Genomic DNA, 20,966 nt, shown 5'->3' on the forward strand with positions numbered 1-20,966 from the left:
GTGAGCGAAATGAGTCCGCTCTCAAGTCGCCTAAATCCTGTTTGCTGCTAACAATGGTGAGAGAGCGGGAGCCGTCAAGAACCTGGTGCCGCCAGGGCCGGCGCCGTTCCGGAGGAGGTGCAGGGATGTCCATCCACGGAGAATCCGAGGTCCTGCTCACGCCTGCCGAGGTAGCGAGCTTGTTCCGTGTAGACCCCAAGACGGTTACGCGTTGGGCAAAGGCGGGAAAGCTTTCTTCGATCCGCACGCTCGGTGGACACCGCCGGTACAAGGAGTCCGAGGTTCGGGCGCTGCTGGGTGCAGCGGCCGAGAGTCCCGACGACTCCGACGCGTAGCCGACGAGGTCGGCAGGCAGTGGTGATGGCGCGCCGGGTGCTGCCCCAGCTCAGCCCCGCGCGCGCCGCAGGACCACCACAGTGATCGTGACCGCGCCCAGGGCCGCGAGGCCCAGTGCGGTACCCACGAGAAGCTTGGTGTTTCGAGCCCGGTGTCCCTCAGGCACCGGGCTCTTCTTTTCCCGCTGGAACGCTCCAGCCGCCCGGTGGCCGGCGCCGGTGGCCGCCTGCCTGGCGCTCCGCGCGAACCGCTGAGCCTGGTGCGCGGGGTTGATCTTGAGCGTCAGCTCGTCGATCGTCGCGGCGAGCTCGGCGCGGGTGCGCAGCACCTCTGCCTCGAGCTCCTCCTTGGAGGGCGCCCGCCGTACCTTGTCCTCGGTGCTCATCGATGCAGCCCTTCCTGGATGCCCGTGCGGATGGTCGTGACGTCGTCCTTGATGCGCTGCACGCTCTCCGGCTTGCGCGTGCCCTTCTTGAGCAGCACCTGGCCGACCAGGGCCAGGATCAGCGTCACGAGCACCAGGAAACCGCCCACGGCCAGCGCGGCGAGCCACAGGGGCCATACCGTGCCCAGGCCGTACACCGCCGCAAGGAGTAGTACGCCGATGGCGTAGAGCAGCACCACCAGGGCCCCGATGAACAGCCCGATCCCGATCCCCGACTTCATCGCCTTGTCGGTGAGCTCCGCCTTGGCGAGCGCGATCTCCGCCCGTACGAGGCGCGACGCCTGCTCGCTGATGTGCTCGACGAGCCCGCCGAGCGATGTCGGACGGTCCTGCGTCGGCGTACCGTCCATCGTGTCCTGGCTCATGTGCCCCTCCCCGTGCACGGCGCTTGCCGCGGGCCGTGCGGCCCCCGCCATGCATCTGCTGAGGTCAACTCAACCGGTAGGGAAGGCGGAGGGCAATTCCAAGGGGCGGCGCGGCGCGGATTCCGTCTACACCGCCCCTGTGACATGCGCAATGTGGAGGCAATGTGGCGGTATGGTCGTGAAGTTGTTGGACGACCGACCAACTGTTGAGCCTCTGCGAGCGAGCGGCGCGTGGTCCACATGCGCTTGTGCTGACGACTCCAGGTAGTTTCGTCTGCATCGACAAGATTGCGCGCGTGAGTGACAACAGAAGCGCCACCGGAGCCGTTGTCGGGCGCCCGCTCGTGGCGGCCTGGGTTCATGAGGTAACGCTCTGCCGGGCGATGTGCGTGCTCCCGCGCGGGTGTCGGCGAGCGAACTGCCGGTCGCTCGGGCCGGCGTCGCACCCCGGTGAGAACCCCAGAGACGCGAATCGAGTGGCAGAACGCCGACAGGCCAGAGCCTTAGAGGCTCTGGCCTGCGGTTTCGTTGTGGCTCCGACCGGCGTCGATCCGGTGACCTTTCGATTTTCAGTCGAACGCTCTACCAACTGAGCTACAGAGCCGTGGCGCTGGCGCCGTGAGCGAAAGCCCGGCGCGTCGAGACCGACGATACCGGGCGATCGAGCGCGACCCTGACGGGACTTGAACCCGCGACCTCCGCCGTGACAGGGCGGCGCGCTAACCAACTGCGCTACAGGGCCATGGCCGCAAACTGCGACCGAGGTGGTCCGCCGTGCGAACCGAGAGAAGCCTAACCCACCCGGCGTCCGAACCGGAAATTGAATCCCGGCCCTGCGACGATGGCGTGGCTCACACCGGGTGAAACCCGCTCTGAGCAGGGGCGTTGGCGCCTCTTCGTACCCCCAACGGGATTCGAACCCGTGCTACCGCCGTGAAAGGGCGGGGTCCTAGGCCGCTAGACGATGGGGGCTGGACGCGGAAAGTCTACAGGCGCGGCGGCGTGCGTCCATGTCGTATCCGTCACGGCGGGTGCGCACCACACCGGCGGGCCGTCGCCCGCGCCCGGCTCGACCGCCTGGCTCGCCCGCGCCCGGCTCGACCTCGACAACACGCGCGGTGCCCGCGTCGGTCATGATGGGCCCGTGGTGGAGATGACACGTGGTGAGTTCGAGGAAGCGGTCAGCGAGGGCCTCGATCTGGTTCCGCAGGACCTCGCGGCCGAGATGGACAACGTCGTCGTGCTGGTCGAGGACGACGCACCCCCCGAGGATCCCGGACTGCTCGGGCTCTACGAGGGCGTGCCACTCACCGAACGGGACCACCACTGGGCGGCGGGATCCCTGCCGGATCGGATCACGATCTTCCGGAATCCCACGCTGGCGATCTGCGCGACCCGGGAGGAGGTCGCGGAGGAGGTGGCGGTCACCGTGGTGCACGAGATCGCGCATCACTTCGGGATCGACGACGCACGCCTCCACGAGCTCGGCTGGGCGTGAGGCCGTCCTCGCCGGAGCGCCACCCGCGAGAGTGCCCCCGCGAGAGCGATCCCCTGAGAGGGCGATCTCCCGAGAGGTCGCGCGGCGCCCCCGTCCGGATCGGAGCGCCGCGCGTCTCACCGGACCGTGGTCAGGCCCCGGTGCCGTACTCCCAGTGCCACGCCTCGGGCTTCGAGCCGCCGGGCTCCGCCCAGGCGGGGTGGATCCAGCCGAACTTCCCCGCGTTCGCGGACATCCACCGGTACTCGGCCGAGCCGAACGTCGAGATCCCGCCGCCCAGGTCGATCGCCTGCCCCAGTCCGTGGTTCGACGTCCCCGGAGGGGCCGCCAGGGCGCCCATGGTCGCCGCGACCGTGACCTGGTCCGCGTACGACCGGTAGGAGTCGTTCACCGTCAGGTTCCGCCCGAACGCCGCCTTGAAAGCGCCGTTCAGGTCCTCGATCGCCACTGCCGCGTCGCATCGCAGCTCGTGGCCGCGCGCGAACGACAGGTCGCACAGCAGCTTCGACGGGATCTTGCCGTTCGCGTACTTCTTGGCCTCGGCCGCGAGGTTCGCGGCCCTCTTCCGCTCGGCCTTGGCCTCCGCCTTGGCCTTCGCGGCCGCCTTCGCCTCGGCCTTCGCGCGTGCCTTCGCCTTCTGGGCGGCGATCTCCTCCTTGCTCGGGCCCGGGACGACCTGGGAGACCGCGTCGCCGGCCGGCGTCTCGAGCAGTTCCGAGAGGGCATCGGTCGCCTCGGTCAGCTCTGCCGCCGACACCTCCGCGCCCGACGTCGACCCGGTGTCCCCGGCCTCCTCGCCGCCGGCCTCGGTGGGCAGGGACGAGCGCTCGTCGGAACGCGAGGCGCGCTCGGTGCGGTCCGCGAAGGCCGCCACCGCCGAGGAGGCGCCGGCGTCGTCGGACGACACGGCGGTGGTGGCGACGACGAGCTCGCGAACCTGTGCGGCGGCCTCCTCGATACGCGCGGCCCGCTTGGCCTTCAGGTCGGTCGAGTCCGTGAGGTGCTGGGCCTGGACCAGGGCGCTGGTGGCGTCGGCGAGGGCCTTCTGGGTCCTGGCGTCGAGCGCCGTGGGGCCGTCGGCGAGCACCGCCGACAGCAGGTCGGTGGCCTCGGTCTCGGTCGTCGTGGTCGGGGCGGCGATACCGTGCGTCGTCGTGCTCACGGGAGACGCGGCGGCGGGAGCGCTCATGCTCAGCGCTCCGATCGCCACGACCGCGGCGAACGCGGTACAGCGGGCGACGGGGTGCGCAACAGGGTGTGCGGTAGCAGAGTGGGGGTGCTTCACGCGGCATTCCGTTCATGCAACGGCGCGGTTGCTGGGGGGCTCGCGGGTTCGTGAGGGGAGGTCCCCTCCAGGGGCGGACCCGCGCGCGCCGATGCTCTTGTCTCGGTGCCATGGCGTGCGCTCGTCAGTGGGACGAGGACCACGGCACGTCGCCTGGTGGACTCACGCGACCGCTCAGGGGTCGAGCGGAGTCTCGTACCGCACCGGGTCCTCACGCGGCCCGGGTGGCTCGCACGGCGGGCCTCGGGGCCCGCGCCGGCGTCGGCGACTCATCCATGGTCGGGGACGATCACGGCCTGATAACGCCGTTTCGGCGCGACCTTGGTCACAACCGCAGTAGGCATTCCGTGAAACCGGCGTGAAGTTCAGGACAGAGGTGACGCCTCGACCGGCCGGATGTGGCATCGCTCCCATGGGCGCGGACCACGGATTCAGCCCGGGAGGGCGCCGTGACCCCGGCCACAGGCGTCCGTATCGCGAGACAGGGTTTCCCGGTGGCGGGTTTCGCCGGGCCGGGTACTCTTCCGCCGTCGTTCACTGCGGACATGGACCATGCCCCGACCGTCCCGGTGACCGTCTCGATCCACCGCGTCGTGAGCCCCGAGAACGTGCCGGAGGTGACGCGCTGGGTGCAGGAAGGCGTCAACCTCGCCAACCGCTGGGACGGCTTCCTCGGCTCCGGATGGGTGCGGGCCGCCGAGGGGTCGAGCGACTGGTTCATGCTCTACCGGTTCGCCGACGAGGCGCGCCTCGACGCCTGGGAACGGTCCGAGGAGCGCGGCACGTGGCTGGCACGCGGCGCCGGGCTCGTGGAGGAGCGCCGGATCGAACGCAGGACCGGTATCGAAGGCTGGTTCGACGACCCGGTCCGGGCCGACGACGCCGTCCCCGCGCCGCCGCGCTGGAAGCAGGCCACGAGCATCTGGCTCGGGTTCTTCCCGGTGAATCTGCTCTTCACTTGGCTGTCCACGGAGTTCGTCCCCGGCTGGGCCGGCATACCGCTCGCGCTCAAGGTGCTGATCACCACCCTGGTCCTGACGCCGGTCATGGCCTACTGGGTGCTCCCGTGGGTGACGCGGCGCCTGCAGGGGTGGCTGCACAGTCGATAAGTCTCCCTCTGGAACTTTGCGCGATATGTGCCCGACGCGCCACAGTAGGTGCATGCCAGCCGAAGACGCCGTACCCGGCACGTCCGGACTGCTCGAGACCGTCGCGTGGATGGCGGGCGCCGTCGTCGCCGCCTACCTGCTGACGGCGATCCTCGCCTGGCTGGTGCGTCGCATCGGCCGGCGGAGCGAGATCGCGCGCGAGGTCGCGCAGCGCCTCCGCAACCCCGTACGGGCCACCTTCCTCGTCGTGGCCGCGTGGATCGCGCTGAACATGTCGGGGCACGCCGGCGCGGACTGGTTCCCCGTCGCGCAGAACCTCGTGGTGCCGGCCGTCATCGTCACCGGTGCGTGGCTCGTCGGGAACCTCGCCTTCGTCGCCGAGGAGCGGGCATACGCGCGCATCCGGGTCGAGGTCCAGGACTGGCGTCAGGAGCGCAAGCTCCGCACCCAGGTCATGATGCTGAGGCGGATCGTGGTCGGCGTCCTCGGCGTTCTCGCCCTCGGCGGGATCATGATGACCTTCGAGGGCGCCCGGACCGTGGGCACGAGCCTGCTGGCGTCCGCCGGGCTGGTGTCGATCGTTGCGGCACTCGCCGCCCAGAGCTCGCTCGGGAACGTGTTCGCGGGGATCCAGGTCGCGTTCACCAATCGGATCCACGTCGGGGACGTCGTGGTGGTCGAGGGGGAATGGGGCAGGATCGAGGACATCACCCTCGCCTACGTGGTGGTGAACATCTGGGACGACCGCCGCCTGATTCTGCCGTGCACCTACTTCACGCAGCAGCCGTACGAGAACTGGACGCGGACGTCGGCGGAACTGCTCGGGACGGTCGAGTTCGACCTCGACTTCCGCACGCCGCTCGAACCCCTGCGCGCGGAGCTGGGCCGGATCGTCTCGGGGACGACACTCTGGGACGGCCGGGTGCAGAGCCTGCAGGTCACGGATGCGACCGGCGGCACCATCCGCGTCCGGGCCTGCGTCAGCGCGCGCGACGGGGACGACCTGTGGAACCTCCGGTGTCTCGTGCGTGAGGAGATCGTCCTCTGGGTGCAGCGGGAGGCAGCCGGCTCTCTCCCCCGCACCCGTTTCGAGGCCGACGCGCCGGCGGGGACTCCCGCGCAGGTAGCGATGGGTCTTCCCTCTGGCGCGGCGGAACGCAGCATGGTTGATTGAGACTTATGAGTCGTTCCGGATTTGTCCCGCCCTACCTCCTTCAGCAGGTGGCCGAGGCCGCCTCGTCCGGGCTGCTGCCCGAATCCGGGCTCCGTGACACGTGCCGCCACACGCTCGACCTGGACGCGGGATTCCGCGACGGCCGTACGGCGCACCGGATCCGGGCACAGGCGGCCGCGCCGGAGTCGGCCGAGCCCCCGGGGCCCGCCGGGCTCGCGTGGACCATCCACACCGCCGGCAACACCCAGGCCCTTCCCGGCGAGCCCGTCCGGGACGAGACGGACGCGTCGTCGTCGGGCGACCTCGCCGTCGACGAGGCATGGGACGGCATCCAGGCCACGCTCGACATGTTCTGGCAGGGCTTCGAGCGCACGTCGTACGACGACGCCGGCGCCCGCGTCAGCGCCACCGTGCACTACGGGCAGAACTACCAGAACGCGTTCTGGGACGGCACCCAGCTCGTGTTCGGCGACGGCGACGGGCGGATCTTCAACCGCTTCACGATCGCCGTCGACATCCTCGCCCACGAACTGGGGCACGCCGTCACCGAGTACACCGCGGGCCTCGTCTACCGGGACCAGCCGGGTGCGCTGAACGAGTCCGTGTCGGACGTGTTCGGTTCCTGCCTCAAGCAGCGTGTGCTCGGCCAGGACGCGCACGAGGCGGACTGGCTGATCGGTGAGGGACTCTTCACCGACAACGTGCGGGGCGACGCGTTGCGGTCGATGTCCCGGCCCGGAACCGCCTACGACGACGTGGTGCTGGGCAAGGACCCGCAGCCCGGTCACATGGACGACTTCGTCGACACGCGGGCCGACAACGGCGGCGTGCACATCAACTCCGGCATTCCGAACCGGGCGTTCTACCTCGCCGCGACGGCCATCGGCGGCTCGTCCACCGAGGGCGCCGGGAAGATCTGGTACGACGCGCTGCTCACGGTGGGTCCGACCACCGACTTCGCCGGGTTCGCCGCCGCGACGGTGGCCGTCGCCGGTGAGCACGCGGACGTCGTCCGCGAGGCCTGGGCCGGCGTCGGCGTCCTGACCGCCGACGCCGGCGCGGGCGCGCCGGAGGACGGCAACGCGCAGGAGACCTCGCCACGCGGCCCCGAGGGCCAGGGGGAACCGGAGCCCCCGTCGGACGGCGGGACCGGCGACCGCGGAGAGCCGGACACGCAGGGGACCCCGGCGCCGCCGTCGGACACCGGTGAACCGACAGGGGTCGTCGAGGTCCGCAGGATCGGGGGCTTCGCCGGGATCACCATGACCAGCACACTGGACCTGGACGGTGACGACCCCCGGGTCGGCGAGGCCCGGACGCTGGTGCACCACATCGACATCTCCGTGCTCGAACGCGAGGCGGCGGCCTGGTCGGAGCAGCCGGGCAGGCCGGACAGGTTCACCTACGTGATCGTCTGCGGCGGCCACGTGGTGGAGGTCCCGGAGGACCACGCCACCCCGGACCTCCTCCGCCTGGCGGAGCTGGTCCTCTCGCCACGGGACCGGTAGGCACGGGAGCCGGGCGCGGCACCGGTAGCACGGCGTGCGCGGGCCCGCCCGGGTCCGCGCACGCCGTGCTACCAGGTCAGCGGGAGAACCAGCCCAGGAGGCGGTCCGGGCGGTCCGTGATGATCGCGTCCACGCCGACGCCGTCGTCGACCTCGCACAGGTGCGACCAGCCCGACGGGTCGTTCTCCGTCCAGACCATGACCCGCAGCCCCGCGCGGTGCAGCCGCGTGACGACACCGGGGTCGCGTCGCACCATCTCGGCGGACGGGTTGCACGCGACCACCTCGAGGCTCGCGCACACGTCGAGCACGTCCGGCGGCTCGTACGCCAGCAGGAGCCCGCGCTCCAGGTGCGGGGCGACGTCCCGCGCGGCGGCAACCGTGTCGGGCCAGAAGGACTGGACCAGCACGCGCTCGTCCACGCCCGCCTCCCGGATCGCCTCGGCCACGCTCCGGACCTCGGCCGGGCCCCAGACGTCCTTGAGCTCGAGCAGCAGATGCGTGCTCGGGTAGCGCCCGAGGATCTCGAGCACCTCGGTGAACAACGGCACCCGCTGCCCCGCCCAGGCCGGGCCGAACCAGCGGCCCGCGTCAAGGGCGCGGAGCTCGTCGAGGCGAAGATCGGCGACGGCCCCGTGACCGTCCGTGGTCTCGTCCACGACGTCGTCGTGGATGACGACAGGGGTGCCGTCCGCGGTGCGTTGCAGATCGATCTCGACGGCGTCGGCGCCGGCTCGGCATGCCGCCTCGATGGCGGCCAGCGTGTTCTGCGGCGCGACGGACGAGTTTCCTCGGTGCGCGACGACGGCGGGGCGGGTCACCCGGCCGAGCGTACCGGGCCGCACTGCGGGATCCGCGGCGGGGCCGGTCGTGACGGGGACGACGGCGGTCGCCGAGCCGGCGTGCGACGCGGGCAGGGTGGCCGGACCCGGGGCGATCTCCGACCGGGCCGCGAGCCGGGCGTGTCGGCGATGATCGGCCAGCAGCGCGAGCCAGACCAGCGGCGTCCAGCGCGGCACGCGCTTCCGCACCCGGGGACGGCGTGCCGGGACACGACCGGCTGCGCCCCGCCCGGACGTGCGCCGTGCGGTCGTGGGGCGTGACGTCGTGCTGTGCGACACGGAGGTGTTGCCGACGGCGAAGGGTCGCACCGGGGTGGCCGGGCGCTCCAGGAGGGCCATGTCGTGCTCCGATCTGCGGACTCCCTCTCACGATAGGTCTGCGCGAGCCCGGACCGCACGATCGGCCGTGGAGTTCCGGGAAACTTCCGCGGGCGTTCAACTGCTCCGGCGCATCGTTCTCCGGCGGGCTACGCGACGGTCACCGGAGCAGCGTCCGGCGGTCGTCGCGGCACCCTGGTGTCGCGCCCTCGGGTGATCAGGCCGCGCAGCGCCCGGACGAGACCGGGGAGTCCAGTTCGGTGGCCTGGGCCGCTACCGGGAGCAGCTCGGCGCTCGTCATGGCGTAGCCGATGTCGGACGCCGAGTCGGCCCGGGCGAAGACGACGCCGGCCACCTGGCCGTCGGTCGTCAGGAGAGGCCCTCCCGAGTTGCCGGGGCGCACCGCGGCGGCCAGGGAGTAGACCTCCCGCCCGGCCGCGGACGCGCCGTAGACGTCGGGCACGCGGGCCGTGTCCACACCGAGCACGCCGGCGCCCGTGGAGGTGAACGGGCCGCCGAAGGGGTAACCCTGGACGACGGCTCGGTCGCCGACGGACAGGGTCGGCGCGATGTCGAGGGCGTCGGCGTCCAGGGCGTCGACGGCGATGACCGCGAGGTCGTCGACCGGGTCGAAGTACACCACGCGCCCCTCGCGGGCCGGGCTCTCGGGAAGTTCGACGACGGGCCGGTCCACGCCCGCCACGACGTGCGCGTTGGTCACCACCCGGTCGGGTGCGACGACGAACCCCGACCCGGTCGAGCTCGTCCCGCACGCGTAGGCGATGCCCGAGATCCGGGCCACCGACCGTGCGGACGCCTCCAGCTCGGGGTCGTCCAGGTCGACGGCGGGCACGACCGGGGCCTCCCGCGGGACGATCAGGAGGTTCAGGCGCGGCAGTCCGTCGTCCAGCACCATGGCCCGCATCTCGGCGAGAGGGCGGCCGACCGACGGCGGCGTCAGGTCCTCGATCGTGCGCAGCACCGACGACGACGAGAGCGCCGAGGCGACGACAGGCGTGCCGGTAGCGGTGATCGCGTTGCCGACGAACGAGAGCGCGAGGGCGGCGACCACCAGGTTCGCCGCGCCACCGAGGAGGCGTTCGAGGGGACGCAGTGCCGTGCGATCTACCTCCCGTCGAAGGTTGTGGCCCAGTCCCGAGCCGAGGGAAGCGCCGAGCACGGGCAGCAGCACGGCCACCGCGACGGACACCGGACCGCGCCACTGGCTGGTGGGCAGCAGGTCGTTGACGGCGGGGACGGCCCAGAAGGCCGCGAGGCCGCCGACGATCAGGCCGACGAGGCCGCCCAGCGTCGCCAGCAGGCCCCGGCTCAGCCCCGCGCTGAGCGCGAGGAGCAGGATCAGCAGGAGCACGAGGTCGACAGGCGTCACGGGGGCTCCTCCGGGATAGCGGGCGCGAGGCGGTGGACCGGCGACGGGCGCCGGGTCCATGGCGCCGTCCGGTGCAACCTATCGACTGCGGGCCCCGCGTCGGGGCCTCGCCATCCGATGCCCACAGCGACCCCCGCGTTCTGTGCCACTCCGTCACCCGATCCGCAGATCCACCACCGAAGGTTCACGGCGCGCTCGGGCCACTGCCTGCTTCCGGTAGTGCCGTCGACGGGCCGGTCGGTGCCGCTCGCGGCGGGCTGAACTGTGGTGGGCCGCCTGGGACTCGAACCCAGAACCTGCGGATTAAAAGTCCGTAGCTCTGCCAATTGAGCTAGCGGCCCGTGTGCCGGCCAGGCCGCCACACCGCATGCCGACCGGCACGCGCCGGCCTAGCCTACCCAGGTCGGCGAGACCAGCCACACAATTCACCCTACGCGGCGCGGCGGCACGCGCCGGAGGGTCACGCGGGCGAGCGGTCGCCGCGAGCGGCCCAGGTCTGCCGGAGATGTCACGCTGCGGGCGTTTCACGCTTGCGGTGTGGAGCAGACCTTGATTCGGTGGAACGCGTCACGAGAACCGACGAGAGGAGCTCTCCGTGCTCACCGTGACCGACAACGCCCGCACTGCGGTCGAGGGCCTCGTTCAGGAGAACCAGGTTCCGGCCGAGGGCGGCCTCCGCATCGCGGAGGCAGCGGGCCAGCCGGGCAACTTCGAGCTCGCGCTCGTCCAGGCTCCTGAAGCCGAGGATCAGGTGGTTGCCCAGTCCGACACCACGCATGTCTTCGTCGACCAGGCGGCTTCGGTCGCCCTTGACGAACTCACGCTGGATATCCAGCCCGACGCCGAAGGCCCGGGCTTTGTGCTTGTCCAGGCGTAGGACCCCGGGGTCCGTGCGGTGAGATCTGTCACCTGACGCACGGCCTCCGGCCTGGAGGGAACCGGACCGCGATCTCACCTCGGGTGGGGTCGCGGTCCGGCGTCCGCACCGGCTACGCCGCCGCGGCGAGGATCCAGCCGCCGCCCAGCACCACCGAGCCACCGGTCACCAGGAGGAAGACCCCCACCCACAGCAGGCCCGGTACGCCGGTGAGCCCGGCGAGCTGGTCGGCGTCCGACGACGGCGCACGCCCCCGGGCGCGCTGCACCTGCAGCTCCAGCACCGGCCGCACCGCGCCGAACAGCAGGAACCAGGTCACCGCGTAGGCGGTGCCCATCTGGGCGTCCGGCGGCAGCCACCACGAGACGAAGACGAGCAGGGCGCCGCTGACGAGGACCGACCACAGCCCGAACAGGTTCCTGATCTGCACCAGGAGCAGCGCCAGCAGCAGGACGATCAGCCAGAGCAGTCCGACGGCGTAGCCCTCCCGCAGCAGCCAGGCCGCGCCGAGCCCGATCACCCCCGGGCCCACGTAGCCGGCGAACGCGGTGACGACCATGCCGAACCCGCGGGCCCTGCCGCGGGACACCGTCACGCCGGATGTGTCCGAGTGCAGCCGGATGCCCTCCAGCTTCCGCCCGGTCAGGAGCGCGGCGAGTCCGTGCGCGGCCTCGTGCGCGATCGTGATGACATGGCGGGTCAGGCGCCACGTCGGCCGGAACAGCACGACGGCCAGCGCGAGGCCGCACATGGTCAGGACCAGGAGGGGCTGCGGCGCGTCCACCGGCGTGATCGCGGCGGTCCAGATGGTGCCGAGCACGTCGCCCACCTGGGCGAGAAAGTCGGTCATGCGGGCCATAGAACCACAAGAACGTGAGACACTTTCTCATCGAGGGCGGCGCGAACCCGCGAGCCCGGCGTCGTGACGTTCCCTCCGGGGTTGCTGCGCGGCGGAAGCCCAGCAACGAGCCTTGAGAGGCCACGCCCCCAGTGACTACCTTCGCCGACTTCGGCCTGCCCGATCCCGTGGTGCGCTCGCTCACCGCCCAGAGCATCACCGAACCGTTCCCCATCCAGGCCGCCTCGCTGCCGGACTCCCTCGCCGGACGTGACGTCCTCGGCCGAGGTCGTACCGGTTCCGGCAAGACGCTCGCGTTCGCGCTGCCCGTCGTGACGCGGCTGGCCGCCCGGCGTGACAGCGCCGCCGCCACGCGGGGCCGCCCGCGGCCGCGCGGGCTGATCCTCTGCCCGACCCGCGAGCTCGCCAACCAGATCGACGCGACCCTCGCGCCCGTGGCGCGGGCCATGGGGCTGCGGACGACGACGATCTTCGGTGGCGTCTCGCAGAACAGGCAGGTCCAGGCACTGGCCGCCGGGGTCGACGTCGTCGTCGCGTGTCCCGGGCGTCTCGAGGACCTGCTGGGGCAGGGCGTGCTGTCGCTCGACGCCGTCGAGGTCACCGTGCTGGACGAGGCCGACCACATGGCCGACCTCGGGTTCCTGCCCGGCGTGAAGCGCATCCTCGATCGCACGCCGCAGGGTGGCCAGCGGCTCCTGTTCTCGGCGACGCTGGACAACGGCGTCGACGTCCTGGTCAAGCGGTACCTGAAGCAGCCGGTGACGCATTCGGTCGACGACGCGGCCGCGCCGCCGCCGCAGATGACCCACCACATCCTCGCCGTCGCGGACAAGGACGCGAAGAAGGACGTGGTGCACCAGCTCGCGCGCGGTACCGGCCGCCGGGTCCTGTTCACCCGGACCAAGCACCAGGCGAAGAAGCTCGCGCGACAGCTCACGACGTCGGGCGTGCCGGCCGTGGACCTGCACGGGAACCTCGGGCAGGGGGCGCGCGAGCGAAATCTGGCGGCGTTCTCGTCGGGCGACGTGAAGGTGCTGGTCGCGACGGACATCGCGGCCCGCGGCATCCACGTGGACGATGTCGAGCTCGTGGTGCACGTCGATCCGCCCGCCGAGCACAAGGCGTACCTGCACCGCTCGGGCCGCACGGCGCGCGCGGGATCCGGCGGGGACGTCGTGACGGTGATGCTGCCGGAGCAGCGCGGCGACATGCGCCTGCTCACGCGGAAGGCGAAGATCACGGCGCAGCCGCGCGACGTGGCTCCCGGCGACGCGACCGTGACGGCGCTGGTCGGCGAGATGGCGCCGCTCGTGGAGTATCCGACGTCGGGCGGCCCGGGTTCGGGCACGACGGCGGCACCGCGGTCGGGCGGGAACGGCGGGGCCCAGGGTGGCGGGCGCCGGCGCTCTCGTGGAGGCAGCGGGGGCGGCCGGCCCGCGAACGGGCGGCAGGCCCACGGCACGTCGGTGGACGGCGGGAACGGCCGTCCGGGTCATGCCGGATCGGCGAACGGCACACGGTCGGACAACGGCCCGCGCGGCCAGGGCTCGGAGGGGGCGCCCGGTAGCGGCCGGAGCCGTCGGCGGCGGGGAGGCCGCGGCGGTCGGGGCCGGAACACGCACGCCGCGGATTAGGTTGGCGTAAGGGGTCGGACGAGCGACCCCGCGTGAACTGAGCGGAGACGAGCGATGACGTACGAGGTGTCGAAGTCCGAGGACCAGTGGCGCGACGAACTGTCGCCCGAGGAGTACACGGTTCTCCGGCGCGCCGGGACCGAGCGGGCGTGGACCGGTGAGCTGCTCGACGAGAAGCGCGTGGGCGTGTACAGGTGCCGGGCGTGCGGGAACGAGCTGTTCCGGTCCGAGACGAAGTTCGACTCGCACTGCGGATGGCCGTCGTTCTACAGCCCGCTCGCCGGGGACCGGGTCGAGCTGCTGGAGGACCGGTCACTCGGCATGGTCCGTACCGAGGTGCGGTGCGCGCGCTGCGGCTCGCACCTGGGCCACGTGTTCGACGACGCGCCGCAGACCCCGACGGGCGACCGCTTCTGTATGAACTCGGTCAGCCTGGCCTTCGAGGAGGGCGAGGGCGACTGACGTCGCGCCCGCGGCCGGCGGGTAGTGCCGCCTCGCGTCGGGCCACGGCTCAGCGGTGCTGTGCCTGCCAGGCGACCAGGTCCTCCGAGTAGCGGTGGAGGAGGTCCGCCAGGAGCTGGACGTCCTCGCGGTCCCAGTGCGCCAGCGCGCCGGCGAACATCTCGATCCGGTTGGCGCGCGCGCTCTCGAACCGGGCGGCGCCGTCGGCGGTGAGGGTGATCCGCTGACCGCGGCTGTCGTCCGGGTCGGTGTCGCGCTCCACGAGGCCGAGGTCGGCGAGGCGGCTGAGCTGGCGCGAGACCGTCGCTCGTCCGACGCCGAAGTGTGCGGCCAGATCCGAGCCGCGCGTTCCCGGGTGCTGCGCGATGTGCGCGAGCAGCGGGTAGGCGCTGGCCTCCAGCTCCGGATGGACTCGCCGGGCGATCCTCGCGCCGGCCGACTGCGCGCGGCGGATGATCAGCCGGAGTTCGTGCTCCAGCGCGTGGAACGGAGCACGGTCGTCCGGTGCGGCGCCGTCGCCGGAGGGGGTCGATGTCTCGGACATGCGCCCATCATTCCGCCTCCGGCCCTGGGGGCACAGTGGCGGCCGGATATCGGCACGAAAGCGTCATCCGATTGCGCCTCCCGGCGCCGAGGGGCCGTGTGACGTCCTCCGGTTGCGCTCCACGCGAACGCCCGGGGTCTCGCCGTCGGGCCGGTCAAAAGAGACACTTGACGGCATGGACGACCATCGTGTTCCGCGCCGCCCCGCCATGCTCGACCCGCGTGATGCCGAGGCACTCACGGGCGAGCTGGATCCCGCGATGCGCGACGAGGTCGCCCACGTCACCGCGCGCATCCTCGTCGATCGCGCGCGCACCACCGAGGACCCGGAGGTGGTGGACCGTCTGGTGCGGCTGGTGGAGCACGAAGGCCTGGACACGGTCGCGGAGCTCTGGGCCGACGCCGCCCCCTCGTCACTGCCGGGCGCTCTCTGGCGGATCTACGTGCTGCGCGAGTGGGTGCGCCGGGACCTGCAGACGATCATGCTGCGCTACCGGCTCGGTGTCGCCGCCGCCCCGGTGAGCGAGGCCGTGGCCGGGGTTCCGAGCCCGCCCGAACCGGGCGACCTGCGGCAGCTGGCCGACGCCGTGCTGTCCGGCGTCTTCACCGGCGACCTCGCCGTCGCCCTGGAGCGGGCGGGAGCCTTCTGTCGCATCCTGTCCACCGGAGCGGCGTTCGACGCCGACGCCCGTGAGCATGCCGACCCCCGGGCGGCGTCGCACATGACGCACGGTGCCAGCTCCCTGCTGCGGACCGCCGAGGAACTCGAGCACGCCGGCGACCTCTGGCGCCAGGGGTTGCTCGAGTAGCTGGCCCCGGGTGGGCACCGATGGGGCGAGATTCGTCACGTTCCAGGCCCTTGGAATTCGGCGCCAGGCCGCTAGGATGGGCTGCGGCGACGCCGGACTGCGGTAGCCCCGGGCTCCATCTTCAGCCGCTACGAGCGGCCACGCGCCGAGAGGCGCTCCCGGTCCGGTGTCGCCGATCTCCTCTCCCCACATCCTTCCTGTTCGCGTGCTGCCGTCCGTCTCGCGCCGTGTGTCACGAAGGCGTCAAGAAGTGCTATCTGGTTGGCGATTGTCGTCCATGCCGCTCTACGCTGATCCAGTTCGACTCAACTCTTGTCGGGAGCCACCTGTGCGTCTGCGCCTCACTCCGCGGGACACCACGTTCTTCGATCTGCTGGGTACGTTGGCACAGCACCTCGTGACCGGAGCATCGCTCCTGGCGGAACTGCTCGGGGCGGACGCGGACGGGCGCGAGAAGCTGGCGGGCAGGCTGCGCGACGAGGAGCACCTCGCCGACGAGATCGCGCACAAGATCATGCGCCGCCTCAACCAGACGTTCGTCACCCCCTTCGACCGGGACGACATCTACGCCCTGACCTCGGCGCTCGACGACTGCATGGACTCCATGGAGGAGGCCGCCGACCTCATCGTCCTCTACAAGGTGGACGAGCTCCCGCGCCGCGTCTCCGACCAGGTCCAGGTGCTGCACCGGTGTGCCGAGCTGACGGCCGACGCGATGCCGCGGCTGCGCACCATGGGCAAGCTCGTCGACTACTGGGTCGACGTGAACCGCCTGGAGAACGAGGCGGACAAGCTGCACCGCACGCTCATCGCCCACCTGTTCGACGACATCACCGACCCGATCCTGCTCATGAAGCTCAAGGAGATCGTGGACGTCCTCGAGGACGCCGCCGACCACTTCGAGAAGGTCGCGAACATGGTCGAGACGATCGCGCTCAAGGAATCCTGAGTGGAAGCCGCCCTCGTCGTCGTGGTGATGGCGCTCGCCCTCACGTTCGCCTACACCAACGGCTTCCACGACGCCGCCAACGCGATCGCGACGTCCGTCTCGACCCGCGCGCTGACGCCGGGCGTCGCCGTGTTCCTGGCAGCCGGCATGAACTTCGCGGGGGCGCTGCTTGGTACGGAGGTCGCCGAGACCATCGCGACGTCGATAGTGAACCTGGAGGGCGCCACCACGGATTCGGCGCTCGTCGTGGTGCTGGCCGCCCTCGTGGGGGCCATCGCGTGGAACGTGATCACGTGGTGGTTCGGGCTGCCGTCGTCGTCCACGCACGCCCTCATCGGCGGGCTCGTGGGTGCCGGCATCGCCGGCGGCATGGCGGTGCACTGGTCCGAGATCCTGGACAAGGTGGTGCTGCCCATGGTGGTGTCGCCCCTGGTGGGCTTCGGGGCCGCGTTCGCCGTGATGATCGGCGTGCTGTGGGCCTTCCGGAACGCCTCGCCCGCACGGACGGCGCGCAGGTTCCGGCTCGCGCAGACGACGTCGGCCGCCGCGATGGCGCTGGGGCACGGCCTGCAGGACGCGCAGAAGACGATGGGCGTGATCTTCCTGGCCCTGCTCACGGCCGGCTGGGCCGGCCCGGACGCCGGGATCCCCCTCTGGGTGAAGCTGTCGGCCGCGGCGGCGATCTCCGCCGGGACGTACGCGGGAGGCTGGCGCATCATGCGCACGCTCGGCCGCAGGATCATCGAGCTCGATCCGGCCCGCGGCTTCGTCGCCGAGTCGGTCTCGGCCGTGGTCCTGTACGTGAACGCGTTCATCCTGCACGCCCCCGTGTCCACGACACACACCATCACCAGCGCGATCATGGGCGTCGGAGCGACCCGCCGGCTGTCCGCGGTGCGCTGGGGCGTGGCGGGGAACATCGCGACCGCGTGGGTCCTGACGATCCCGGCCGCGGCGCTGATCGCGGCCCTCATCACGGGGATTCTCCGGCTGGCGGTCGGCTGACGCCTCGTCCCGCGCCCCGCGACCCGCCGGCCCGCGACCCGCCGCCCCGCGCCCCGCCGGCCCGCGGCCCGGTGGTCGGCAGGCCGCCGGAGGGCGCGCGTCCTCAGTGCAGGGGCGGGGTGACGTGCTCCACCGCGACCACCCGGGGCTCTCCGCCGGCCGCGCCGCCGGTCGAGGCGACGTGCGCGACCAGGAGCTCGCCCGGGTCGAGGAACGGGTCGCGGGTGGGGAGCACGTCCGCGACCTCCCGCGGCGCGCGCTGCGCCAGCGCGTCCAGGACGGTGGGCATGACCGGGCGGTGCGTGCACAGCACTGCCGACTCGCTCGTCTCCCCGAGCAGGTCGTGCATCGTGGCGGCGACCCGCGAGGGTGACCGCTCGTGCTGCGCCTCGGTGAGGTACTCGCTGAAGGAGGGGCGCAGGCCCGCTGCGCGCACGTACGGGTCGATCGTCGTCGCGCACCGTTCCCAGCGGGAGCTGACCACCTGCTCGACGCCGTAGGCGGCGAGCACCGGCACGAGCGCCGCGGCATGCGCGTGCCCGACGGGCGTCAGCGGCCGGTCCCGCTCGGACCCGTGCCACGCCGAGCGCGCGTAGGCCAGCCCGTGCCGGGCGATGACCACGGTGCGGGTGTCGAGCAGCCCTTCCTCGTACGCCGCGACCAGCGCCTCCAGGGGACCCCGGTCGGTGCTCCGGGTCAGCCGGTCGGCGGCGTCGTCGGGCGTGAGCCACTCGGTCCGGTCGATCTCGCGGCGGTTGACCGGCGCCACCGGTGCCCGCGCGGCCAGGGCGTACGAGTCGGGCCCCTTGCGAGCCCGGCGCGCCGCCCAGTAGCGCACGCGCTTCACCCGGCCCTCCGGCGTGAGGTACTGCAGTCCCGGCAGCGGGCGGCCGAGCACGATCGGCTTGCCGGTCTCCTCGGCCACCTCGCGGATCGCCGCGGCCTGGGAGGCCTCGCCGTCGTCCAGCCTGCCCTTGGGCCAGGACCAGTCGTCGTACTTGGGCCGGTGCACGAGCTGCACCTGGAGCGCGCCGCCACGCTTGCGCCACACCAGTCCGCCCGCGGAGTCGATCACGGGAGCGTGCGAGTCGCCCGGCCGGAGTGCATCTGTCACCGGACCGGCTCGAGGCGGCGTCGCTGGCGCTGGATCAGTACCGCCTGCATGTCGCGCAGCGGCTGGCCGTCCGGCCCCGTCGACTGACGTTCCCACGTGGCGTCGGGATGCAGGTGCCAGGACGACGTCGAGTCCGACATCGACGTGTCCAGCAGCTCCGTGAGTTCGATGATGTGCAGCGGGTCCGTGACCCGGATCATCGTCTCCACACGCCTGTCCAGGTTGCGGTGCATGAGATCGGCGGACCCGATGAACACCTCGGCGCCGGCATCCGGCCCCTCCCCGATCGCAGGCCCGGCGGAGTTCGCGAACGCGAAGATGCGCGAGTGCTCCAGGAACCGGCCCAGGATCGAGCGCACCCGGATGTTCTCGCTCAGCCCGGGGACGCCGGGCCGCAGCGCGCAGATGCCGCGCACCAGCAGGTCCACCTTCACCCCGGCCTGCGAGGCGCGGTACAGGGCGTCGATGACGGTCTCGTCCACGCACGAGTTGACCTTGATCTTCACCCACGCCTCGTGCCCGGCGCGGGCCGCGGCGGTCTCCCGCTCGATCCGCTCCACGAGACCGGCGCGCACCGCGCGCGGGGCGACCAGCAACCGGTGGAACTTCGACAGCGGGGCGTACCCGGAGAGCTGGTTGAACAGCCGCGACAGGTCCTGCGCGACGTCCTGGGCGCACGTGAGCAGCCCGTGGTCCGTGTAGAGGCGAGCGGTCTTCGGGTGGTAGTTCCCCGTGCCGACGTGGCAGTAGCGCAGCAACGAGCCGTCCGGCTCCTGGCGCACCACGAGCGACAGCTTGCAGTGCGTCTTGAGGCCCACGATCCCGTACACCACGTGCACGCCCGACTCCTCGAGCTTGCGGGCCCAGGAGATGTTCGCCTCCTCGTCGAACCGCGCCTTGATCTCCACGAGCGCGAGCACCTGCTTGCCGGCCTCCGCCGCGTCGATCAGGGCGTCGACGATCGGCGAGTCGCCGGACGTGCGGTACAGCGTCTGCTTGATCGCCAGCACGTGCGGATCGGCCGCGGCCTGCGCCAGGAAGGTCTGGACCGACGTGGAGAAGGAGTCGTACGGGTGGTGCAGCAGGATGTCGCGCCGCCGGATCGCTGCGAAGGCGTCCGTGGGCTTGGCGCTCTCCACCTCGGCCAGATGCCGGTGGGTGCCGCCGACGAACGGCGGGTAGTGCAGCGCCGGCAGGTCGAGGTCCGCGAGCAGGTTGAGGCCGGTCAGGTCGAGCGGCGCCGGGAGCTCGTAGACCTCGGACTCCCGCACGCCGAGCTCGCGCACGATGAGGTCGCGGATCCGGGGGCTGATGCCCTCGGCGATCTCGAGGCGCACCGGTGGGCCGAACCGGCGGCGGAGCAGCTCCTTCTCCATCGCCTGCAGGAGGTTCTCGGCGTCGTCCTCCTCGACGTCGACGTCCTCGTTGCGGGTGACGCGGAACGTGTGGCTCTCACGGACCTCCATGCCCGGGAAGAGCTGGTCGAGGTGGTGGGCGATGATCTCCTCGAGCGGGACGAAGGAGATCGGGCCGCGGTGCGGGTCGGCCTTCTTCGTGCCGGGCCGGCGCGGCTTGCCCTGCTTGTCGACGGTGATGAACCGCGGCAGCAGCGGCGGCACCTTGACCCGGGCGAAGTGCTCCTTGGCCGTGGCGGGATTGGTGACCACGACCGCCAGGTTCAGCGACAGGCCGCTGATGTACGGGAAAGGGTGTGCCGGGTCGACCGCGAGCGGCGTCAGGACCGGGAAGATCTGCTTGCGGAAGAACTTGTGCAGCCGCTCCTGCTCCTTCTCGTCCAGGTCCTCCCAGTGCGACAGCGTGATCCCCTCGGCCGCGAGAGCGGGCTGGACCTTCTCGGAGAACACACGGGCATGCCGCGTGGTCAGTTCGTGCGCGCGCTCCGAGATCGCGGTGAGCACCTCGCGGGGGCTGAGGCCGGACGCGCTCGTCACGGCGAGGCCGGCGGCGATGCGGCGCTTCAGGCCGGCCACCCGGACCATGAAGAACTCGTCGAGGTTGGACGCGAAGATCGCCAGGAAGCGGGCGCGCTCCAGCAGGGGGAGCCGCGTGTCCTCGGCGAGTTCCAGCACCCGTTCGTTGAAGGCGAGCCACGACGTCTCGCGCTCCAGGAAACGGTCGTCCGGGAGCGCGGCGACGTCGTTGGCCGCCGTGGCCAGGGCGACGGCGGCCTCCTCGTCAGGCTCCTCGGCGATGTGCTCGGCGATGTGGGCAGCAAGCTCGGGCGTGAGCGGCCGTGAGGAGGTGGAAGCGGGCGTGGCCTCGCTCGGAGCCTCCGAGGCCAGGGCGGGATCGTGGTGGACGACGTCGTTCGGGCGTGCGGCGTGTGCCGTCACCACCGACGGTGCCGTCACGGCCGGGACGGAGGGTGTCCCAGGCTGTCTGACGAACCGGCCCCGTTCGTCGCGGGAACGCGTGGAACTCATG

20 protein-coding genes and 4 tRNA genes are annotated in these 20,966 nt (G+C 71.7%); 11 read left to right on the forward strand and 13 right to left on the reverse strand.

What is annotated here, in order from left to right; all coding sequences use genetic code 11:
* The first annotated feature begins 125 nt into the window (after positions 1 to 125).
* Positions 126 to 335 (forward strand): BldC family transcriptional regulator, encoded by a 210-nt coding sequence (locus ACYVK5_RS02300; protein ID WP_123816003.1) that lies wholly within the window; start codon positions 126 to 128, stop codon positions 333 to 335.
* Between the two features lie 50 nt (positions 336 to 385).
* Here the strand turns inward: ACYVK5_RS02300 and ACYVK5_RS02305 are convergent, their stop codons facing one another.
* The 5 genes from ACYVK5_RS02305 to ACYVK5_RS02325 form a co-directional block, all read right to left on the reverse strand.
* Positions 386 to 721 (reverse strand): DUF3618 domain-containing protein, encoded by a 336-nt coding sequence (locus ACYVK5_RS02305; protein WP_460701666.1) that lies wholly within the window; start codon positions 719 to 721, stop codon positions 386 to 388.
* Positions 718 to 1,146 (reverse strand): phage holin family protein, encoded by a 429-nt coding sequence (locus ACYVK5_RS02310; RefSeq protein WP_460701667.1) that lies wholly within the window; start codon positions 1,144 to 1,146, stop codon positions 718 to 720. The genes ACYVK5_RS02305 and ACYVK5_RS02310 overlap by 4 nt, the downstream gene beginning before the upstream one ends.
* Positions 1,147 to 1,677: 531 nt before the next feature.
* A tRNA-Phe gene (locus tag ACYVK5_RS02315) sits at positions 1,678 to 1,750 on the reverse strand.
* 64 nt (positions 1,751 to 1,814) lie between these two features.
* Positions 1,815 to 1,888, reverse strand: a tRNA-Asp gene (locus ACYVK5_RS02320).
* Positions 1,889 to 2,045: 157 nt separating this feature from the next.
* Positions 2,046 to 2,118 (reverse strand) — tRNA-Glu (locus tag ACYVK5_RS02325).
* 181 nt (positions 2,119 to 2,299) lie between these two features.
* On the opposite strand from ACYVK5_RS02325, the gene ACYVK5_RS02330 reads away from it, so the two are divergent.
* On the forward strand, positions 2,300 to 2,644 hold the full coding sequence (locus tag ACYVK5_RS02330) for a metallopeptidase family protein (RefSeq protein WP_460701731.1): 345 nt from the start codon (positions 2,300 to 2,302) through the stop codon (positions 2,642 to 2,644).
* A gap of 130 nt (positions 2,645 to 2,774) precedes the next feature.
* Here the strand turns inward: ACYVK5_RS02330 and ACYVK5_RS02335 are convergent, their stop codons facing one another.
* Entirely contained in the window at positions 2,775 to 3,833 is a 1,059-nt protein-coding gene (locus ACYVK5_RS02335; RefSeq protein WP_460701668.1) for a M15 family metallopeptidase, read from the reverse strand.
* A gap of 641 nt (positions 3,834 to 4,474) precedes the next feature.
* Between ACYVK5_RS02335 and ACYVK5_RS02340 the strand changes: the two genes are divergently transcribed.
* Genes ACYVK5_RS02340 through ACYVK5_RS02350 form a run of 3 tightly spaced genes read left to right on the forward strand, consistent with a single transcriptional unit; the run spans position 4,475 to position 7,720 of the window.
* Entirely contained in the window at positions 4,475 to 5,038 is a 564-nt protein-coding gene (locus ACYVK5_RS02340; protein ID WP_460701669.1) for an antibiotic biosynthesis monooxygenase, read from the forward strand.
* Between the two features lie 52 nt (positions 5,039 to 5,090).
* Positions 5,091 to 6,212 (forward strand): mechanosensitive ion channel family protein, encoded by a 1,122-nt coding sequence (locus ACYVK5_RS02345; RefSeq protein ID WP_460701670.1) that lies wholly within the window; start codon positions 5,091 to 5,093, stop codon positions 6,210 to 6,212.
* Positions 6,213 to 6,217: 5 nt separating this feature from the next.
* Positions 6,218 to 7,720 (forward strand): protealysin inhibitor emfourin, encoded by a 1,503-nt coding sequence (locus ACYVK5_RS02350; RefSeq protein ID WP_460701671.1) that lies wholly within the window; start codon positions 6,218 to 6,220, stop codon positions 7,718 to 7,720.
* Positions 7,721 to 7,796: 76 nt separating this feature from the next.
* Here ACYVK5_RS02350 and ACYVK5_RS02355 read toward each other — a convergent pair whose 3' ends face one another.
* From ACYVK5_RS02355 to ACYVK5_RS02365, 3 genes are all read right to left on the reverse strand, one after another.
* Positions 7,797 to 8,900 (reverse strand): glycerophosphodiester phosphodiesterase, encoded by a 1,104-nt coding sequence (locus tag ACYVK5_RS02355; protein ID WP_460701672.1) that lies wholly within the window; start codon positions 8,898 to 8,900, stop codon positions 7,797 to 7,799.
* 196 nt (positions 8,901 to 9,096) lie between these two features.
* Entirely contained in the window at positions 9,097 to 10,269 is a 1,173-nt protein-coding gene (locus ACYVK5_RS02360) for a MarP family serine protease (RefSeq protein ID WP_460701673.1), read from the reverse strand.
* Between the two features lie 265 nt (positions 10,270 to 10,534).
* Positions 10,535 to 10,610, reverse strand: a tRNA-Lys gene (locus ACYVK5_RS02365).
* Between the two features lie 254 nt (positions 10,611 to 10,864).
* Between ACYVK5_RS02365 and ACYVK5_RS02370 the strand changes: the two genes are divergently transcribed.
* On the forward strand, positions 10,865 to 11,146 hold the full coding sequence (locus ACYVK5_RS02370; protein WP_460701674.1) for an iron-sulfur cluster biosynthesis family protein: 282 nt from the start codon (positions 10,865 to 10,867) through the stop codon (positions 11,144 to 11,146).
* A 112-nt stretch (positions 11,147 to 11,258) separates the two neighbouring features.
* Here the strand turns inward: ACYVK5_RS02370 and ACYVK5_RS02375 are convergent, their stop codons facing one another.
* Entirely contained in the window at positions 11,259 to 12,005 is a 747-nt protein-coding gene (locus tag ACYVK5_RS02375) for a M50 family metallopeptidase (RefSeq protein ID WP_460701675.1), read from the reverse strand.
* A gap of 131 nt (positions 12,006 to 12,136) precedes the next feature.
* Between ACYVK5_RS02375 and ACYVK5_RS02380 the strand changes: the two genes are divergently transcribed.
* Entirely contained in the window at positions 12,137 to 13,639 is a 1,503-nt protein-coding gene (locus ACYVK5_RS02380; RefSeq protein ID WP_460701676.1) for a DEAD/DEAH box helicase, read from the forward strand.
* A 54-nt stretch (positions 13,640 to 13,693) separates the two neighbouring features.
* Positions 13,694 to 14,101 carry a peptide-methionine (R)-S-oxide reductase MsrB gene (gene msrB / locus ACYVK5_RS02385; protein WP_460701677.1) on the forward strand — a complete coding sequence of 136 codons (408 nt, stop codon included), beginning with the start codon at positions 13,694 to 13,696 and terminating at the stop codon, positions 14,099 to 14,101.
* 49 nt (positions 14,102 to 14,150) lie between these two features.
* On the opposite strand, the gene ACYVK5_RS02390 is transcribed toward msrB, so the two are convergent.
* Positions 14,151 to 14,645, reverse strand: a complete 495-nt coding sequence (locus tag ACYVK5_RS02390) for a MarR family winged helix-turn-helix transcriptional regulator (protein ID WP_460701678.1) — start codon at positions 14,643 to 14,645, stop codon at positions 14,151 to 14,153.
* Between the two features lie 175 nt (positions 14,646 to 14,820).
* Here ACYVK5_RS02390 and ACYVK5_RS02395 point away from each other — a divergent pair, with 175 nt between their 5' ends.
* The 3 genes from ACYVK5_RS02395 (at position 14,821) to ACYVK5_RS02405 (ending at position 17,407) form a co-directional block, all read left to right on the forward strand.
* The gene (locus tag ACYVK5_RS02395; protein WP_460701679.1) at positions 14,821 to 15,453 is read left to right on the forward strand and encodes a hypothetical protein; all 633 of its coding nucleotides are present in this window, start codon (positions 14,821 to 14,823) and stop codon (positions 15,451 to 15,453) included.
* Between the two features lie 328 nt (positions 15,454 to 15,781).
* A complete protein-coding gene (locus ACYVK5_RS02400; RefSeq protein WP_460701680.1) occupies positions 15,782 to 16,402 on the forward strand; it encodes a DUF47 domain-containing protein in 621 nt (206 codons plus the stop codon).
* Positions 16,403 to 17,407, forward strand: coding sequence for an inorganic phosphate transporter (locus tag ACYVK5_RS02405; protein WP_460701681.1), 1,005 nt, complete (start codon positions 16,403 to 16,405; stop codon positions 17,405 to 17,407).
* Between the two features lie 103 nt (positions 17,408 to 17,510).
* On the opposite strand, the gene ACYVK5_RS02410 is transcribed toward ACYVK5_RS02405, so the two are convergent.
* Entirely contained in the window at positions 17,511 to 18,521 is a 1,011-nt protein-coding gene (locus ACYVK5_RS02410; RefSeq protein WP_460701682.1) for an NUDIX domain-containing protein, read from the reverse strand.
* Positions 18,518 to 20,965 carry an RNA degradosome polyphosphate kinase gene (locus ACYVK5_RS02415; protein WP_460701683.1) on the reverse strand — a complete coding sequence of 816 codons (2,448 nt, stop codon included), beginning with the start codon at positions 20,963 to 20,965 and terminating at the stop codon, positions 18,518 to 18,520. Before ACYVK5_RS02415 ends, ACYVK5_RS02410 begins: the two co-directional genes overlap by 4 nt.
* Between the last annotated feature and the right edge of the window lies 1 nt (position 20,966).

Source organism: Myceligenerans halotolerans, assembly GCF_054782975.1.

Coding starts and splice junctions, on each gene's coding strand:
- ACYVK5_RS02395 (WP_460701679.1), top strand. CDS start 14,821: ATGGACGACCATCGTGTTCCGCGCCGCCCCGCCATGCTCGACCCGCGT.
- ACYVK5_RS02340 (WP_460701669.1), top strand. CDS start 4,475: ATGGACCATGCCCCGACCGTCCCGGTGACCGTCTCGATCCACCGCGTC.
- ACYVK5_RS02350 (WP_460701671.1), top strand. CDS start 6,218: ATGAGTCGTTCCGGATTTGTCCCGCCCTACCTCCTTCAGCAGGTGGCC.
- ACYVK5_RS02390 (WP_460701678.1), bottom strand. CDS start 14,645: ATGTCCGAGACATCGACCCCCTCCGGCGACGGCGCCGCACCGGACGAC.
- ACYVK5_RS02375 (WP_460701675.1), bottom strand. CDS start 12,005: ATGGCCCGCATGACCGACTTTCTCGCCCAGGTGGGCGACGTGCTCGGC.
- ACYVK5_RS02330 (WP_460701731.1), top strand. CDS start 2,300: ATGACACGTGGTGAGTTCGAGGAAGCGGTCAGCGAGGGCCTCGATCTG.
- ACYVK5_RS02310 (WP_460701667.1), bottom strand. CDS start 1,146: ATGAGCCAGGACACGATGGACGGTACGCCGACGCAGGACCGTCCGACA.
- msrB (WP_460701677.1), top strand. CDS start 13,694: ATGACGTACGAGGTGTCGAAGTCCGAGGACCAGTGGCGCGACGAACTG.
- ACYVK5_RS02300 (WP_123816003.1), top strand. CDS start 126: ATGTCCATCCACGGAGAATCCGAGGTCCTGCTCACGCCTGCCGAGGTA.
- ACYVK5_RS02305 (WP_460701666.1), bottom strand. CDS start 721: ATGAGCACCGAGGACAAGGTACGGCGGGCGCCCTCCAAGGAGGAGCTC.
- ACYVK5_RS02415 (WP_460701683.1), bottom strand. CDS start 20,965: ATGAGTTCCACGCGTTCCCGCGACGAACGGGGCCGGTTCGTCAGACAG.
- ACYVK5_RS02345 (WP_460701670.1), top strand. CDS start 5,091: ATGCCAGCCGAAGACGCCGTACCCGGCACGTCCGGACTGCTCGAGACC.
- ACYVK5_RS02335 (WP_460701668.1), bottom strand. CDS start 3,833: ATGAGCGCTCCCGCCGCCGCGTCTCCCGTGAGCACGACGACGCACGGT.
- ACYVK5_RS02355 (WP_460701672.1), bottom strand. CDS start 8,900: ATGGCCCTCCTGGAGCGCCCGGCCACCCCGGTGCGACCCTTCGCCGTC.